The sequence below is a fragment of the Catenuloplanes sp. NPDC051500 genome (genome assembly GCF_044454585.1).
Classification (GTDB): Bacteria; Actinomycetota; Actinomycetes; order Mycobacteriales; family Micromonosporaceae; genus Catenuloplanes.
In genome coordinates, this window is the sequence record NZ_JBITDX010000006.1 from 337,896 (window position 1) to 353,083 (window position 15,188).

The 15,188-nt window shown below is 70.7% G+C and carries 15 protein-coding genes and 1 pseudogene; 10 read left to right on the top strand and 6 right to left on the bottom strand.

The window, feature by feature from the left end:
• Window positions 1-25 precede the first annotated feature (25 nt).
• Genes ACIA8K_RS15380 through ACIA8K_RS15390 form a run of 3 tightly spaced genes read right to left on the bottom strand, consistent with a single transcriptional unit; the run spans window position 26 to window position 3,236 of the window.
• Window positions 26-364: a fluoride efflux transporter FluC gene (locus ACIA8K_RS15380; protein ID WP_396059061.1), complete on the bottom strand. Its 339-nt coding sequence runs from the start codon at window positions 362-364 to the stop codon at window positions 26-28.
• Window positions 361-714 carry a fluoride efflux transporter FluC gene (locus ACIA8K_RS15385; RefSeq protein ID WP_396059063.1) on the bottom strand — a complete coding sequence of 118 codons (354 nt, stop codon included), beginning with the start codon at window positions 712-714 and terminating at the stop codon, window positions 361-363. The genes ACIA8K_RS15380 and ACIA8K_RS15385 overlap by 4 nt, the downstream gene beginning before the upstream one ends.
• Window positions 711-3,236: a putative bifunctional diguanylate cyclase/phosphodiesterase gene (locus ACIA8K_RS15390; protein WP_396059065.1), complete on the bottom strand. Its 2,526-nt coding sequence runs from the start codon at window positions 3,234-3,236 to the stop codon at window positions 711-713. The genes ACIA8K_RS15385 and ACIA8K_RS15390 overlap by 4 nt, the downstream gene beginning before the upstream one ends.
• Before the next feature lie 508 nt (window positions 3,237-3,744).
• On the opposite strand from ACIA8K_RS15390, the gene moaC reads away from it, so the two are divergent.
• From moaC to ACIA8K_RS15410, 4 genes are all read left to right on the top strand, one after another.
• Window positions 3,745-4,236, top strand: a complete 492-nt coding sequence (gene moaC, locus ACIA8K_RS15395; RefSeq protein ID WP_396059067.1) for a cyclic pyranopterin monophosphate synthase MoaC — start codon at window positions 3,745-3,747, stop codon at window positions 4,234-4,236.
• Window positions 4,233-4,703: a molybdenum cofactor biosynthesis protein B gene (locus ACIA8K_RS15400; RefSeq protein ID WP_396059069.1), complete on the top strand. Its 471-nt coding sequence runs from the start codon at window positions 4,233-4,235 to the stop codon at window positions 4,701-4,703. Before moaC ends, ACIA8K_RS15400 begins: the two co-directional genes overlap by 4 nt.
• 1,235 nt (window positions 4,704-5,938) lie before the next feature.
• Window positions 5,939-7,174, top strand: a complete 1,236-nt coding sequence (locus ACIA8K_RS15405) for a molybdopterin molybdotransferase MoeA (protein WP_396059071.1) — start codon at window positions 5,939-5,941, stop codon at window positions 7,172-7,174.
• The gene (locus ACIA8K_RS15410) at window positions 7,171-7,578 is read left to right on the top strand and encodes a molybdenum cofactor biosynthesis protein MoaE (RefSeq protein ID WP_396059073.1); all 408 of its coding nucleotides are present in this window, start codon (window positions 7,171-7,173) and stop codon (window positions 7,576-7,578) included. The genes ACIA8K_RS15405 and ACIA8K_RS15410 overlap by 4 nt, the downstream gene beginning before the upstream one ends.
• 76 nt (window positions 7,579-7,654) lie before the next feature.
• On the opposite strand, the pseudogene ACIA8K_RS15415 reads toward ACIA8K_RS15410, so the two are convergent.
• The 3 genes and pseudogenes from ACIA8K_RS15415 to ACIA8K_RS15425 form a co-directional block, all read right to left on the bottom strand.
• Window positions 7,655-7,888 (bottom strand): annotated as a pseudogene (locus ACIA8K_RS15415) (ATP-binding protein); the annotation flags it as partial.
• 85 nt (window positions 7,889-7,973) lie between these two features.
• Window positions 7,974-9,125, bottom strand: a complete 1,152-nt coding sequence (locus ACIA8K_RS15420; RefSeq protein WP_396059074.1) for a hypothetical protein — start codon at window positions 9,123-9,125, stop codon at window positions 7,974-7,976.
• Window positions 9,126-9,195: 70 nt separating this feature from the next.
• On the bottom strand, window positions 9,196-9,975 hold the full coding sequence (locus ACIA8K_RS15425; protein WP_396059076.1) for a hypothetical protein: 780 nt from the start codon (window positions 9,973-9,975) through the stop codon (window positions 9,196-9,198).
• A gap of 150 nt (window positions 9,976-10,125) precedes the next feature.
• Here ACIA8K_RS15425 and ACIA8K_RS15430 point away from each other — a divergent pair, with 150 nt between their 5' ends.
• From ACIA8K_RS15430 to ACIA8K_RS15455, 6 genes are all read left to right on the top strand, one after another.
• Window positions 10,126-10,866, top strand: a complete 741-nt coding sequence (locus ACIA8K_RS15430; protein WP_396059078.1) for a prepilin peptidase — start codon at window positions 10,126-10,128, stop codon at window positions 10,864-10,866.
• Window positions 10,867-11,346: 480 nt separating this feature from the next.
• Window positions 11,347-11,580, top strand: coding sequence for a Flp family type IVb pilin (locus tag ACIA8K_RS15435; RefSeq protein WP_396059080.1), 234 nt, complete (start codon window positions 11,347-11,349; stop codon window positions 11,578-11,580).
• Between the two features lie 50 nt (window positions 11,581-11,630).
• Entirely contained in the window at window positions 11,631-12,050 is a 420-nt protein-coding gene (locus ACIA8K_RS15440) for a TadE family protein (protein WP_396059081.1), read from the top strand.
• Entirely contained in the window at window positions 12,038-13,216 is a 1,179-nt protein-coding gene (locus tag ACIA8K_RS15445) for a pilus assembly protein TadG-related protein (RefSeq protein WP_396059083.1), read from the top strand. The genes ACIA8K_RS15440 and ACIA8K_RS15445 overlap by 13 nt, the downstream gene beginning before the upstream one ends.
• Window positions 13,217-13,239: 23 nt before the next feature.
• On the top strand, window positions 13,240-13,998 hold the full coding sequence (cpaB, locus tag ACIA8K_RS15450) for a Flp pilus assembly protein CpaB (protein WP_396059085.1): 759 nt from the start codon (window positions 13,240-13,242) through the stop codon (window positions 13,996-13,998).
• Between the two features lie 7 nt (window positions 13,999-14,005).
• Entirely contained in the window at window positions 14,006-15,184 is a 1,179-nt protein-coding gene (locus ACIA8K_RS15455; protein ID WP_396059087.1) for a CpaE family protein, read from the top strand.
• Window positions 15,185-15,188: the final 4 nt, after the last annotated feature.

Consider the following 15,188-nt stretch of genomic DNA (forward strand, 5'->3'; position numbering starts at 1 on the left):
CCCCGGCCGGTCACGCACCGTGGGTCTACGACGCCAGCCACCAGCCCAGCGCGGCCGCGGACAGACCCAGGACCAGATTCAATGCCAGATTGAGTACGCCGTGCGCGCGCGGCAGCCGCACGGTGTCCGCGGCCAGCGTGGACCAGGTGGTGAGCCCGCCGCAGAAACCGGTGCCGGCCAACGCGACCAGCCAGGCCGGCACGGTGTCGTGCAGCAGTCCGAGGAGCAGCGCACCGAGCACGTTCGCGGTGAGGACGCCCCAGGGCAGCCGCCGTCCGAAGCGCGCGGCCGCGGCCGTGTCGATCAGCAGCCGTAGGACGGCCCCGGCCGCGCCACCGGCCAGCACCAGTACGAGTGTGATCATGCGCGCAGCCGTCCGCCGAGCCAGGCCGCGCCGACCGCGCCGGCGACCGTGGCGACGACGTACAACACTGCCGATCGCCCGCTCAGCTCAAGCGTCTGCACTGCGAATGTGGAGTAGGTGGTGAATCCGCCGCAGAACCCGGTCGTCAGGAACGGCCGCAGCAGCGGGCGTTCGCCGAGCCGGGCAAGGAACACGCCGATCAGCAGGCAGCCGGCCACGTTGACCGCGACCGTGGCCCAGGGAGCGGTCCAGGCCAGTGTCACGCCGTACCGCGTACCCGCGCCGAGTGCGCCGCCGGCCGCCACAGCACCGATCACCGGCCATCCGGGCAGGACCCGAGACGAGATCACGCGCGCAAGTGTGGCAGACGGCTCCCGGCCCGCCCGTTCCCGCGCCGGGTGGCGGAGAGCCGCACCACCGCGCCGGTGTCGTGCAGCGACGGGGCGAGGTGCCCGGGCCGCTCGCCGGAGCCGCGAAGCAGCGCGGTGACGAGTGCGTCGACCGGCATCGACCTGGCGAACAGGTGGCCCTGACCGGCGCCGCAACCGAGTTCCCACAGCCGTTTGCGCTGCGCCGCGCTCTCCACCCCTTCGGCCACGACCAGCAGGTCGAGGCTGCGCCCGAGCTCGACCGTGGCCCGGACGACGGCGGCCGCCTCCGGTGACTCCTCCATCCCGGCCACGAACCGGCGATCGATCTTGATCTCCTGCACCGGGATGCGCGGCACGGCCGACAGCGAGCTGTAGCCGGTGCCGAAATCGTCGAGCGCGAGCCGTACCCCCGCGTCTCTCAGCTCGTGGAGAACCCGGTCGACAACGGCGAGCTGGCTGAGCGCGAGTGTCTCGGTCAGCTCAAGCACCAGCCGGTCCGCGGGTACGTTGTGGGTGGCGAGCCGGGCCGCGACAAGCGCCGGGAAACCGGGGTCGAGCAGGCTGCGCGGTGACACGTTGATCGCGACCGGCAGGTCGAACCCGGCCTGCCGCAGCGCGGTGACCGCGTCGAGCGACTTCTCCAGCACCGTGTCCGTGAAGACCGGCAGCAGCCCGGAACGCTCGACCGTCTCCAGGAACCGAAGCGGGTCGAGATGGCCGCGGACCGGGTGGTGCCAGCGGGACAGCGCCTCGGCCGCGACGACCTCGCCGGTGCCGAGGTCGAGGATCGGCTGGAGGTTGACGACGAACTCCTCCTCCTCGACCGCGCGGGTGAGGTCGCCACCGAGCGCGAGTCGTGCGATGTCCGCGGTGTCCCGGCCCCGGCTGTACGTCTCGATCCGCTCGCCGCCGCGTTTCGCCTGGTACATAGCGACATCCGCGCGGCGCAGCAGCTCGGTCATGCCGCCCCGGCCGGGCGCTATCGCGATGCCGCCGCTGGCCTCGACCCGCAGCTGCATCCCCTCGGCCGTGAACGGATGGTGCAGCGTGTCGAGCAGCGCCTCGGCCCGGTGCCCGGCGACCGCGGGCGCGGAGAGCCCGCAGAGCAGCACCGCGAACTCGTCGCCGCCGAGCCGGGCCACGATGTCGCCGGGGTGGGCGGCCGCGTCCAGCCGCCGGGCGACCTCGGTGAGCACCTGGTCCCCGGCGGTGTGCCCGAGCGTGTCGTTGACCTCCTTGAAGTGGTTGAGGTCGACGAGCAGCATGGCGGTCAGCCCGTCGTGCCGGGGCGCCTGCAGGTGGCGTGCGCCGCGGTCGAGCAGCGCGCGCCGGTTGAGCAGGCCGGTGAGCTGATCGTGGGTGGCCTCCTGGGCGTGCGAGGCGGCGACGCTCATCAGTTCCTGGTAGGCCGTGGCGTTCCGCACCGCGGTGGAGAGCGCGGACGCGAACGTGCGAAGCGTGTACTGCTCCCGTTCGGAGAGCCGCACCTCGGAGTGGAACCGCAGCCGCAGCACGCCGATCTCGCCGCCTCCGCCGGCCCCGCGCAGCGGCACCGCGACCTGTTGTCGCTCGGCACCGGGCGCACCGGCCGGGTCGCCGTCGAAGACCACTGTCTCGCCGCGCCCGCGGACCAGCCGCCCGCCACCGGCGTCGATCTCGACCTCGATCTCGTCCGCGGAGAACAGCGGCTCGGCGCGCAGCACGGCGGTGTGCAGAACCAGGGTGAGATCGGTCTCGTTGAGCGTCTCGGTGACAGTGGCGAGCCGCTGCCAGGCCAGCCGTTCCTCCCGGTGACGCATCCGGGTGTGGTAGATCAGCTGGACTATCACCGCGACCGCGCCGACGATGACCGTCCACGGCGGATCGATGCGCCAGGTGACCGCCGCGGCCAGCGCGACGCCGACCTTGATGACCAGCGTGAGCAGGCGGATCGGCCAGTCGCCGAAGACCATCTGCCGCAGCGTGCCGCGGGTGGCGAGCGCGAGGACCGGCATCGCCATCAGATCGTCCGCGACAAGCAGGAACACGGCCGCGAGGACCAGCGCGCCGAGCTGCCGCCCGGTCGTCAGCTGCTCGCCGTGCAGCGGCCCGAACACGAGCGTGGTGAGCAGCAGCGCGCCGCCGGCGGTGAGGACGGCCTTGGCGGTGTTGAACGCGATTTTGTCAGGCCGGATCCGTCGCCAGATCTTGGGAAGCGCGGTGCCGACGGCGAGACAGACGAGCGCCCATTCGGGCGGGAGGAAAGCGATGGTCAAAAGAATGCCGGTCTCGGACCAGGTGTACGAGATGACCGCGCTGCGGATGCGGATCGCCACGCCGACGTCGCTGGTAAAAGCGATCATCACGGTGACCAGGATCGGCAGCCACCATTCGGAGAGATCCGATTTTTGGAAGATCGTTAATCCGGCCCAGATCAATATGGCTGAGGCTGCCAGCGTGAAAAGGCTGACCAGCTGCTTGAGCAGCTGGTCAGCCCGGTGGCTGGTAGTCGCCGCGACCATGTGACGCCTCGTTCCGGGGGACCTGACGGTCAGCCTACTGGGAACGTGTCTGCCGGCCTAGTTCCAGTTTGGATCGAGTCTCAGAGCCAATCGGTGCCACGCATTGCGCTCTCCCCCTTTTCCTGGTTTGTTCTGCGCCTATTTAAAAGTCTTGGTGGTCGTCGCCAAACCCCGCTTGAGTGCCTGACTGGAACCGACCATATATTCGTGGCGAAAGCAGCGAAAGATTGAAATGTCTCTCGTTTCGGGAAATGCTAAAGCAGGCGCTATTGATTACGTAGAGAAACCGAATGACAACAGAATGCATTGTTTTTGGATCCGTCCCGACCACGACCATGCCGGGCCGTAATTTCCCTGATCAGAGTAGGTGTGCAAGCCAATTGACGGCAGATCACGAACGAGTGACTGCATCGCAAATTCGAGTCTCATGAACGCGTCACAGCGCGTGGAAAGGCGATCGCCGCGAGTGCGTCAGCGGCGCTACCAGCCTTGCTCATAAACTGCCCTAGTGACCGATCCCCGAAACCTGACGCATGTCGATTCCGCCGGCGCCGCCCGGATGGTCGACGTGTCCGCGAAGTCGGTAACCACGCGTACCGCAGTGGCCGCCGGAGTGCTCCGGACGACCGCCGAGGTCATCACGCTCCTGCGCCGCGACGGCCTGCCGAAGGGCGACGCGCTGGCCACCGCGCGCATCGCCGGCATCATGGGTGCCAAGCGCACGCCCGACCTGGTCCCGCTCTGCCACCCGATCGCGCTCACCGGCGTGGTGCTGGACCTGACCCCCGGCGAGTCCACCGTGGAGATCACCGCCACCGTGCGCACCAACGACCGCACCGGCGTCGAAATGGAGGCGCTCACCGCGGTCACGGTCGCCGGCCTCACCCTGATCGACATGATCAAGGCGGTCGACCCGGCCGCCGTCCTCTCCGACATCCGGGTCCTCACCAAGACCGGCGGCAAGACCGGCGACTGGCAGCGTCCCGAGGAGCACCCGTGATCACCGCACGCGTCATCGTCGCCTCCAACCGCGCCGCCGCCGGCGTCTACACCGACACCAGCGGCCCGATCCTGGTCGCGGGCCTCCGCGAACTCGGCTGCGAACTCGGCGACCCTGTCGTGGTCCCGGACGGCGAGCCGGTCGCCGCGGCCCTGCGCGCCGCAGTCGAGGACGGCATTGCACTCGTGCTGACCAGCGGCGGTACCGGCATCACCCCCACCGACCGCACGCCGGACGTGACCCGCGCGCTGCTCGACTACGAGATCCCCGGCATCGCCGAGGCCATCCGCGCCCACAGCCGCGACAAGGTCCCGGCCGCCGCCCTCTCCCGCGGCCTCGCCGGCGTCGCAGGCCGCACGCTGATCGTCAACCTCCCCGGCTCCACCGGCGGCGCCCGCGACGGCCTCGCCGTCCTCACCCCGCTGCTCCCCCACGCCATCGACCAACTCCACGGCGGCGACCACTGACCAACCCCACGGTCAAAACCTTGATCTTCCCGCTCCCGCAGTGGTCCGGCCCGCACGCTCCCGCGGGCTCCAGCCCGATGCCATTCAGCCTAAATCGACCCATACGTAGCCTCGGCGAGCCCGCACGTCGCCGCCTTGCTAAACCGCACGTCGCCTTGCTGAACCGCAGGTCGCCGCCCTGCTGAACCGTGCGTCGCTCAGTCCGGTGTTGCGCGTCAGCATCTGCGGGCCCGGCGCAGATGTTCGCCGAATCCGATATTTCATCTTAATTCGGTACCGAGGGCGGCCCTTAGTATGCAGTGAAGATCGTTGTTGCGCTGACTGTCCTTTCGGCGCCCCCCAAAGAACAGTCAGCGCAACAACGATCTTGATGGTGGACGGCTGTGGGTCGCATCGGGTGGTGGGTATTGCCTCCGCCGGCGCATGGGGCGGCTCACGCCTCCCTTCCAGGCCCGCACCTGGTCGCGCCTCACGAAAGCGCAGTTCAGGGTGATGATCCGTCCGGCCGTCCGGCGCGATTACGTCCTGAGCCGCGGGCCTGAGCCGCGGGCCTGAGCCGCGGGCCTGAGCCGCGGGCCTGAGCCGCGGGCCTGAGCCCGCTCGGGGTGGGTCGCTTTACGCGGATATGTCGGGTGCGCAGCGCCCAGTATCGTCAGCCGCGCGCGGATACGGTTCAGGATCCGGGAACTGGTGTCCAGTGAGCGGGACTCAAGATCCTTGCGTCCCTGGTGGCCCTTATTCCGGACTCGAAAGGGCCACCAGGGGCGCAAAGATCTTGAGTTCGCCGGGAGAGCTGCCGAAGGCAGGGGCGGCGTCCTGACATGCTGGATGTGGTGCCGCCCTGACCTTGTGAAGCCGGGCCCCGACGACACCGAAGGGCCGCGACTGACCGGCACACCACGGGTCTCCCGCTTCGATGCCGGCTCTTGTCAGCACCGAGGCCGCACCCGCGCCGCCCGGCTGCCGCTGATGCGTGACCCGCGCCGCCCGGCTGCCGCTGATGCGTGACCCGCGCCGCCCGGCTGCCGCTGATGCGTGACCCGCGCCGCCCGGCCGCCGCTGATGCCGCACCCGCGCCGCCCAGCCGCGTCTGACGCGTGACCCCCTGGTCAGCGGCGTATGCGACATAGGTAAGCAGAGCAAGGGGAGATCATGTTGTGGGCTGGCAGGGGATCGTGACGGCCGGGTGACGGCGCGCGGGAGGGATGGGGCGGGGTAGCGGATAGGCTCGGGCGGTGAGTTCTGAGAGCGCGCCGGCGACGCCCGTCGCATGGGCCGAGGCGCAGCGGATCGCCTTCGAGGCGGGCCGGCAGGCGGCGGGTGAGGTCGAGCGGGTCGCGCTGGCCGACGCGGACGGCCGAACGCTTGCCGAGCCGCTGATCACCCTCACCGACCTGCCACCGTTCCCTACCTCAAGCATCGACGGGTACGCGGTCCGCGGTGCCCCGCCCTGGCGGGTCCTCGGCCGCATCCTCGCCGGCGCGGTCGCTCCCCCGATGCCGGCCGAGAGCGGCGTGGCGATCGAGGTGGCGACCGGCGCGATGGTTCCGGACGGCACCGAGGCGATCCTGCGCACCGAGGACTCCCGCACCACGGCGGACGGCCGGATCGAGGGCACGCCCCGTACCGAGCCGGAGTGGCGCGTCCCCGGCGACGAGGCCGCCCGCGGCGAGGAGCTGTTCCCGGCCGGCACACCGGTCGACCCGGCCGTGATCGGCCTGGCCGCGCACTGCGGGTACGACGCGTTGCCGGTCCGCCGGCGCCCGCGCGCGGCAGTGCTGGTCTTCGGTGACGAGCTGCTGACCGAAGGCCTGCCGGGTCAGGGCCTGGTCCGGGACGCGCTCGGCCCGGCGCTGCCGTCCTGGCTGCGACGGCTCGGCGCGACAGTCGGTGCGAACGTGACGGCCGGCCCGGTGAAGGACACGCTTGACGACCATGTGGACGCGATCCGCGCCGCGCTGGACTCGGCGGATCTGATCTGCACGACCGGCGGCACCATGCGCGGCCCGGTCGACCACCTGCACCCGGCGCTGCGCGAGCTGGGCGGCGAGTACCTGATCAACACGGTGGCGGTGCGACCAGGCTTCCCGATGCTTGTCGCGCGCGTGCCGGGCCCGGACGGCCGGGACCGCTTCCTGGCCGGCCTGCCGGGCAACCCGCAGTCCGCGATCGTGGCGCTGATGTCGCTTGTCGCGCCGCTGCTGGCCGGCCTGTCCGGCCGGGAGCAACCCCGACTGCCGGAGGTGACGCTTGGCGCGCCGATCCGGGGCCGGGGCGCGGACACCCATCTCGCACTGGTCCGGGTGGACGCGGCCGGCGTCGCCTGGCCGATGGCGCACGTGGGCTCGTCGATGCTGCGCGGTCTGGCCGGAGCGGCCGGCTTCGCGGTGATCCCGCCCGGCACGTCCGGCGAGGTGGGCGCGCGGGCCGGCCTCGTCCCGCTGCCTCTGGTGAACGGAGAACGACCGTGATCACGGTTACCGACCAGCCCTTGGACGTTCCCTCGCATGAGGCCGCGGTCGCGGATGTACGCGCCGGCGCGGTCGTCTCGTTCGCCGGCGTGGTTCGCGATCACGACCACGGCCGCTCCGTCGAACTGCTGGAGTACGAGGCCCACCCGAGCGCCGAGGCCGTGCTGCGCGAGGTCGCCGCTGAGATCCTCGCCGACCCCGACGTCTATGCGGTCGCGGTCTCGCACCGCTACGGCCCGCTGAAGATCGGCGACATCGCACTTGTGGCGGCCGTGAGCACGGCACACCGGGCGGCCGCATTCACCGCCTGCGCACGCCTGGTCGACGAGGTGAAGGCCCGCATCCCGGTCTGGAAGCGCCAGGTCTTCATCGACGGCACCGACGAATGGGTCAACTGTGCTTAGGTTTTGATCGTGTGACGCGGGACCGGTGTCGCCGGGAGGCCTCGGGTGGTGATGCGCGATCACATCGGTATATCGGTTATCTGGGTTGTGTTCGCAGGTAGCGGCCGAAGTGCGGGACGGTGAACGCGACAGTGCCGCGCTCGCCGGAGTAGATCAGGCCCTTCTTGATCAGGGCGTCGCGTGCTGGTGAGGGGCCTGCCGGGCGGCGGCCGAGGGACTTGGCGATGGAAGCGGTGGGGACCGCCGCGTCGAGGCCGTCGTCGTCTGGGGAGAGTGCGGCCATCGCGCGCATGTACTCGCGTTCGGCGGGGTGGCGCGCTCGGGCATGTCGACGGGCTGCCAGCACATGACTAAGGCCGTCTAGCGATATCGCTAGACGGCCTTAGAGAGGGCTGTCAGGAGGTCTTCGGCGCCTCGGTAAGCGTCTTCAGGCAGAGCACGTAGTCACCGACGCCGCCCACGGACGACGAGGTGTACATGTACCACGAGTCCGCGCCCTCGACGTCCTTGCAGGCCTTTTCGCCGTCGTCGGTGAACGGGATGCGGATCAGCACCTGTAGCGCGTCCTTGGCGCAGGGCACCTTGCGGATCTCCGCCTCGTCGTCCGTGCCGTCGTTGACGATGCAGTCGCCGACCTGGACGGTGTCGGCCGCGTCCGGCGCCTTGGTCGGCGTGGGCAGCGGGTCGTCGGTCGGCAGGGTCGGCAGCGTCGGCGCGTTGGTCGGGATGTTGTCAAGCGCGTCGTTCACCGCGTTGCCGGCCTGGTTGATGCCGTAGAAGATGCCACCGCAGATCAGCAGCGCGAACACCAGCACCGCGCCGACGATGATGCCGACGACCTTGCCGGCGCCGCTGCCCCCACCGGCCGGCGGCGGAGCCTGCCAGCCGCCACCCTGCATCGGGATGCCGGGCTGCGCGAGCGGCGTGCCGTAACCCTGCACGGGCGGCGGCTGATTCGGGTCGGCGTAGGGGGCCGCGTACGGACCGCCGCTGGTCGCGCCGTACGCCGCGTTCGGGTCGGTACCGTACGGCGGCGGAGGCGGCGGCGCGTCGTACCCGGGCGTGCCGTAGTTGGGCTGGCTGGAAACCGGAGCGCCGTAACTCGGCTGACCGTAGTCCGGCTGGCCGTAGTTGGGCTGGCTGGAGACCGGAGCGCCGTAGTTCGGCTGGCTGGAGACCGGGCCGCCGTAGTTCGGCTGGCTGGAGACGGGAGCACCGTAACCGGGCTGACCCGAGACCGGCGCGCCGTAGTTCGGCTGACCCGAGACCGGAGGCGGCGAGAAGCTCGGCCCGCCCGAGGTCGGGTACGGCGGCGGGGGCGGAGGTATGTCCCCCTGCGCACCCTGCGGCGGAGTCCCGTACGACGGCGTCCCGTAGGAGGGAGGCGGTGGCGGCGTCCCGTAGGAGGGGGGCGGTGGCGGCGTTCCGTACGACGGCGGTGTCGACTGGTTCGGATCCACCGGTGGCGGCGGCGGATAGTTCCCGGCGGGGTTGTTCGGGTCGTACTCGGGCTGGCCGGGACCGGGGGGTGGTCCGTAGCTCGACATCGGCACTCCTAGGTTGTGTTTCTCGCGCACCGAGGAAGCCTCACCAAGGTCCCCCCGCTGCTGGGGGACCCTACCGCTGCTTCAGGCAAAGGACGAAGTCAAGGGAATCAAGCTGACTGTTGAAGAAGTAATAGTTTGTATATCCCTCGACATCGGCGCACTTCTTTTGCGCGTCCTCCTCGCCCGCGGCGGGCGCGTCGAAGCGGTCGAGAACCTCGTACACGTTCTTCTGGTCACAGTCCGCGGCCTTCAACGCCGGCTTGGCGTCGGTGCCCGTGTTCTGCACGCACTCGCCCTTCTTGACGTCGCGCGCGTCACTGACAGCGGCCGTCGCGGAGGGGGTCGGCGTGGCGGAGGCGGCCGGGGTCGGGGTCGGTGAGTCGGCGGGCCCGGGGGTCGGGTCGCCGGTCGCCTCGTTGCCCTTGTTGTCGCCGCCCGAGTTGAGCAGGAAGTACGCGGCACCGGCGCCACCGGCCAGCACGAGCACGACCAGGACCGCGACCAGCGCGATCATCCCGGCGCTGCTCTTCCGTGCGGGCGGCACCGGCGGGGGCTGCTGGGCCGGCGCCGGGTTCCACCCGCCGGGCGCGGCATCGGCCGGGCGCTGCGAGTAACCGGTGCCGGTGACGTCGTAGCCGCCGGCCGGGGCGTAGGCGGGCTGCTGCTGTTCGTAGCCGCCGCCGTAGCCCTGGTGGTACCCACCCTGGTCGTAGCCCTGCTGTTGGTCGGGTCCGCTGTCGTTGGAGTCACGACCCCAGTCGCCCCAGGGGTCGGACGGCTCGGTGTAAGGCTCCTCGTGCGGGTCGCGGCCACGTCCGGGTGGCCCCCCGGGCGGTCCGAAATTCGACATGGAACTGCCTCCTACCGAGCTCCTGCGTCAGTTGCCTGCGTGGGCGGGCGACCTCAGCCACCGTATCCGGGGCACGCCCCTCCCCCACCTCCCGGAAGTGTGCCAGTGTCGACAACTCGTGTCGTGATCAGGCGGGCTACCATGCGGGCAGTGTCCGTCTCACTCGTTGTGGTCACGACCGCGCTTGGCGCGATCGTCGGTCTCCTGACGCCCCGGGTGGCCTGGCGGCTGTCCGTCGAATACGGCGAGCCGCCCCGTTCGGCCTGCGAGAACTGCAAACACCCCACCCTTTCGTGGGTACGGGTACGCGTGGCCTGCCCCGGCTGTGGCCGCCGGCTCGGCCCTCGGCCCTGGTTGACCACCGCGACCGGCGCCGTGACGCTCGGCGCGCTCGGCTGGGCGTTCGGCCCCGACCCGGTGCTCCCCGGCTACCTGGCGGTCGGCGCGATAGGCGTGCTGCTCGCGTTCATCGACCTGGCCGTGCTGCGGCTGCCGGACCCGCTTGTCGGCGCCGCGGCCGTGCTCGGCGGCGGCGTGCTGCTGCTGATCTCCCTGCTCGACCTGTCGTTCGGCCCGCTGCTGCGCGCGCTGCTGGGTGCGGTGGTCCTCTTCGTCGTGTACCTGGTCATCGCGCTGATCCCGGGCGCGAACCTGGGCTTCGGAGACGTGAAGCTCTCCGCCGTGCTCGGCCTGATGCTCGGCTGGCTCGGCTGGCCGGCCGTCGTGTTCGGCCTGATCGCGCCGCACCTGCTGAACGGTCCGGTGGCGCTGTTTCTCCTGGTCACGGGCAAGGCCGGCCGGGGCACGGAGCTGCCGCTCGGCCCGGCGCTGCTGGCCGGCGCGCTCGCCGCAGTAGTGGTTGCCCGGCACGGTCTACCACTCTTCGGCTGAAGATCCACTGCTCCGGACGCCTATCCGATCGGTGAGTGTCGATCGTCCGAACGGTGCGGAATCGCCGGGCGACTATCGGTTATCTGACATCACCGTCGTGAGTGACGTTCCGTGTCGCAAAACGGAAATATCTTCGATCTACGTGTGTGGATATGCGGCTTAAGCTCGGTTTGGGCTGGGCCGAACGGCCCATCGGTTGTCGCTGGCGGGTGTCATCCCATCGACATCCGCCTCCGACGCCGACGCTTCCCTCGGCCCGGTCGCCCGACTAGCCACGGTGGCTGTGGCGGGCAGAGTCGGTTCTCGGCCGGTGCCATACCGGCTGCTGAGCTCCCTCGGCGCGCGAACCTGCACCGCCCTGCCCTGCACCGCCCTGCCGTGCGCGCCCCCGCCGGAGCGCGCCGACCCTGCCAGAGCACCGACCCTGCCAGAGCACCGACGCTGCCAGATCCCGACCACGAAGGACCAAGGGGAGAAGAGATGCTGAACCTGTTCATCCGGGCGACCATGCTCGCCGCGGACCGGGTGGACGCCGCCCGCCGTAGCGACCGCGGCGCGACCGCGGTCGAGTACGCCCTGATCATCGCGGGCGTCGCCGCCGTGCTGGCCGTCATTGTCTTCGCGCTTGAGGACGTGCTGACCGGACTCTTCCGGGACACCTGTGAGGGCATCACCGCCGGCGGCGACGACCACGACTGCGTTGTGACGCCATAACCGTGACCGTGCGGGCAAAGTCGTCGATCTGATGAGACGGAAAGGCAGTCATGCAGGTCAGGGAGGTGCGCCGGCGCGCCGATCGGGGCGCCGCCGCGGTGGAGACCGCCCTGGTCCTGCCGCTGCTGCTGATGGTCGTCTTCGCCATGATCGACTTCGGCCGGATGCTGAACACGCAGATCCGGGTCACCGAGGCCGCCCGCGAGGGTGCCCGCGCACTCACCCTTGACGACGCGGACGGCGCCCGTGCGGCCGCGACCACGGTGATCGGTGAGCCGGCGGCCGACATCGACCCGGAGGGCCGCTGGCGGGACAAGGCGCACGGGAACTGCCTGTCCGACGAGAACCACATGTCCTACCAGGTCGTCTACGAGTTCGAGTTCATCACGCCGCTCGGCATCATGATCGGTGCCGCCGGGCCCGGTGACATCCCGCTGGACGCCGAGGCGGTCATGCCATGCCGCGCCTGACCGGGCGGCGGCCGCGCCGGAGGGACCGCGGCGCGGTCGCCGTCCTTGTCGCGATGATGATGACAAGCGGCATGGTCTTCGGCTTCGGCGCCCTGACCGTGGACGTCGGCCTGCTCTACGCGGAGCGGGCCCAGCTGCAGAGCGCCGCCGACGCGGCCGCAATCGCGGTCGCCAAGGTGTGCGCGCTGCACCTGCCCGAGTGCAACGGCGACGACATGGTGGTGGAGAGCCGCCGGTACGCCGAGTGGAACGTCAAGAACGCCGCCGTCGCGATAAGCGAGATCTGCGGGAAGGTGGTGAGGCGCCCCGGCGCCCCGACCGCGCACCTGCCGATCAGGAAGTGCACGCGCACCGAGACGAACCTGACCGGCTGCCTCGGCGACGAGTCGGAGTACAGCGAGTACATCGAGGTCCGGGTGCGTACCGACCGGCCCGGGGACTCGACGGCGCTGCCCCCGGTCTTCGCGGGCGCGGTGACCGGCACGGATGGCGTCACGGTCGGCGCCTGCGCCCGCGCCTCCTGGCGGGCGATCAGCACTGTGGAGGACGCGCTGCCGATAGTGGTCTCGGACTGTGTGGCCCGGCGCGCGCTCGAGCAGCCCGAACCTTCGGGCGGCGACCACCGGGCCGACGAGAGGGCGGAGCTCGCGCTGCCGTTCCGGGAGATCGGCGAGGACGGGGAGTACTTCGGCTTCTGCCGGGACCCCGGCTGGAAGCGACTCCCCGGCGAGCGGCCTGGCGACGCGACGGACGGCTTCGGCGGCGAGGTGCTCAACACCGGCTGCGTCACGGAGTTCACAATCGGCACGGTCCGCAGCCTGACCGGTACGGCCGGCGGCAACGAGGAGATGTTCTGGGAGCACTGCTTCGCGCGCCTGGTCGAGCTGGCGGAGGAGAAGACGCCGGTCCCGGTCGCGGTCTACTCCCCCGCCGACGGTGACCGCGCCTCAATCGTCAGCGTGCGCACCTTCGTCGTCACCGGCTGGCACAAGGACGACTGGCCGGCGGTGAAGCCCGCCGCTCCGAAGCCCGAGGACCGGTGGGACGTGCAGCCCCGGTACGCCGACTGCCCGACGGAAGCGGTCTCCTGCCTCTTCGGCTACTTCACCGCGGACCCGGCAGGCGGCGGCGCGGCCGGCCCGTCCTCGATCCGCATCACCGGCTGACGATAAGAAACGGACTGTCCCACATGTCACGTCGCATCCTCGCCGTCTTCCTGGCGATCGTCCTGGCCGTGCTCGGCACCTCGGCGGTGCTCTACTACGTGAACCGGGCCGACGACCGGGCGGTCGACGACGTCAGCGCGATCGAGGTCCTGGTCGCCCAGCAGCGGATCTCCACCGGCACCACCGGCGCGGTCATCCGGGACCGGCAGCTGGCGGTCACCACCCGCATGCCGGCCGCCAGCCTGCCCGAGGGCGCGGTCGTCGCGATCACGCCCGAGCTGGAGAAACAGCTGGTCACGTCCACGTTACAACCGGGTCAGCTGTTGCTGAGCAGCATGTTCGCGAACGCGACGGAGACATCAAGCGGCCTGGCCATCCCGAGCGACAAGGTGGCGGTGAGCTTCGAGGCGTCGATGGCGCAGCAGGTCGCCGGCTACGTGCGGCCGGGCGCGCACGTGGCGCTGTTCGCCTCCTACACCGCGACCTCGGGCGGCTCCCGGAAGACGATCGGCGGCGACGGCGTGCGCGGCACCGCGGTACTGCTGCCCCGGATCGAGGTGATCGCGGTCGGTCAGTACGGCACCGGCGAGACCACGATCACGCCGCAGGACGGCGCGACCGAATCCGAGCCGACCACGCTCGTCACCGTCGCGGCGTCCACCGTCGAGGCCGCGAAGATCATCACGGCGGCGAACGCGGGCGCGATCTACCTGGCGCTGCTCACCGACGAGTCCGACGTGCAGGCCGGCGTCGGCGTCGACAACAACAACGTGTTCGGGTGAGCGCGCGATGACCATCCTGTACGAGCCGTCCCGTCAGGCCTCCCAGCACTTCGGGATGCTCGTCGGCGGCGACGTGCGCACCGCGACCAGCCTGGACGAGGTCTACACGCTGCTCAACGAGGACCCGGACGAGCAGCTGGTGCTGATGGGCCCGAACACGCCGGCCGCCGAGGCGGTGAGCCTGGCCGCCCGGCAGCGGCTGTCCCGCCCGTCGCTCGGCGTGGTGCTGCTGCGCCACCAGCTGGAGGTGCACGTGCTGGCCGAGGCGATCCGTTCCGGCGTGCGCGAGGTCGCGGACGTCAACGACCCGACGAGCATCCTGGCCGCCTGCGCCCGCTCCCAGGATCTGTCCCGGCGTATGCACGGCGGCCTGCACGCGAAGACCTCGGAGCGGGCCGACGCGATCGACGGCAAGGTGATCACGGTCTACGCGGCCAAGGGCGGCTGCGGGAAGACCATGCTCGCCGCGAACCTGGCCGTCGCGCTCGCGGCCGGCGGCGACAAGCGCGTCTGCCTGATCGACCTGGACCTGACGCTCGGCGACGTGGCACTGATGCTGCAGATGTCGCCGGACCGGACCATCGCGGACGCGGTGCCGGTGGCGGACCGGATCGACGAGACCGGCCTGCGCACCATGGTCACCAACTACTGCCCGGGCGTGGACGTGCTGCTCGCCCCGGTCGTGCCGACGATCGCGGAGCGGATCAGCCGCGACCTGGTCAGCGAGATCCTCTACCTGACCCGGGGGATGTACGACTACGTCGTGGTGGACAGCCCGCCGGTCTTCAACGACCACGTGCTTGCCGCGCTCGACGCCTCCCACCAGTACCTGCTGGTCGCCACGCCCGCGGTGACCGCCATCAAGAACCTGCGGATCCTGCTGGACACGTTCGACGTGCTCGACTACCGCAAGGAGAACCGGCTGGTGATCCTCAATCGGGCCGACGCCCGGCTGGGCGTGACGCCTGCCGACATCGAGCGCGTGCTGCGGATCCCGCTTACCGCGCAGATCCCGGCCAGCCGCGACGTCTCCATCTCGATCAACCGGGGGGTGCCGATCGTGCTCGACTCGCCGGCGCACCCGGTCAGCGAGGCGATCCGCGACCTGGCCACACACCGGATCGGCGCGGGCGTCTCCACCCCGAAGGGCCTGAAGTCCATGCTGTCCCGTCGTGGGAAGAGGTGATCTG